Annotated in this window: 1 protein-coding gene; it reads left to right on the forward strand. The window is 37.7% G+C overall.

The window, feature by feature from the left end; genetic code table 11:
• Positions 1-31: 31 nt before the first annotated feature.
• Positions 32-1,252 (forward strand): N-6 DNA methylase (locus F1E73_RS16995; protein ID WP_223883501.1); only part of this gene is annotated, 1,221 nt, incomplete at its 3' end.

Consider the following 1,252-nt stretch of genomic DNA (forward strand, 5'->3'; position numbering starts at 1 on the left):
ACTACATAACATTGAGAAAAACAATCCTTCGTTGAGAGGTGCATTGCCTGATAATTACTTTTCACGATTAAGTCTTGATAAATCTAAACTGGCTTCACTGTTAGACAACATCAATGATATTGATACGCTTAAAGATGAGGATCAAGATATTGTGGGGCGTGTGTACGAATACTTTCTTTCCAAATTTGCTTTAAAAGAGGGAAAAGGGAAGGGAGAGTTCTATACCCCAAAAAGTATTGTAAACCTTATTGCCGAAATGATAGAGCCTTATAAAGGGATTATTTATGACCCTGCCTGTGGTTCGGGTGGAATGTTCGTGCAGTCTATTAAGTTTATAGAAAGCCATCATGGGAATAAAAAGGAAGTATCTATCTACGGCCAAGAATATACGAACACCACTTATAAATTGGCAAAGATGAATTTAGCCATTCGTGGAATAGCTGCCAATTTAGGAGAGAAAGCCGCCGATACCTTTGCACAAGACCAACACAAAGATTTAAAAGCCGATTACATTATGGCCAACCCACCTTTCAATCAAAAAGATTGGAGAGGTGACGATGAGCTATTAGACGATCCTCGTTGGAGAGGCTACGATGTGCCTCCTAGAAGCAATGCCAACTATGGCTGGATTTTAAATATGGTAAGTAAGCTTTCCGAAAATGGAGTAGCAGGATTTATTTTGGCTAATGGAGCTTTATCTGGGGGCGGTGATGAGTATAAAATTCGTAGAAAGCTCATTGAGAATAATTTGGTAGAAGCTATTGTGATTTTACCACGAAGTATGTTTTACACCACGGATATTAGTGTTACCCTTTGGATACTGAATAAAAACAAAACCGAAAGAACGGTCGAATTGCCAGATGTTACCAGAAACTATCGCAACCGCCAAGATGAAATCTTGTTTATGGATTTACGTCAAATTGGGGAACCGTTTGAGAAAAAGTACACGCAATTTTCTGAACAGCATATACAAGGTATAGCGGCTACTTATCATAGTTGGCAACAAAATGACACAGATTATAAAGATGTGCCGGAATACTGTTATAGTGCCAATTTTGACGAAGTTGCCAAAAAAGATTTTTCCCTGGTACCAAGTAAATACATCGAGTTTGTAAACCGTGATGAAAACATCGATTTTGATGAGAAAATGACATCCTTACAAACTGAATTAAACGATTTGTTGCAACAAGAAGCTGAGAGTAAAACCCAATTGTTAAACGTGTTTAAAGAATTAGGGTATGCGATCAAATTA

This window comes from Arenibacter lacus, assembly GCF_008711145.1.
GTDB lineage: Bacteria > Bacteroidota > Bacteroidia > Flavobacteriales > Flavobacteriaceae > Arenibacter > Arenibacter amylolyticus.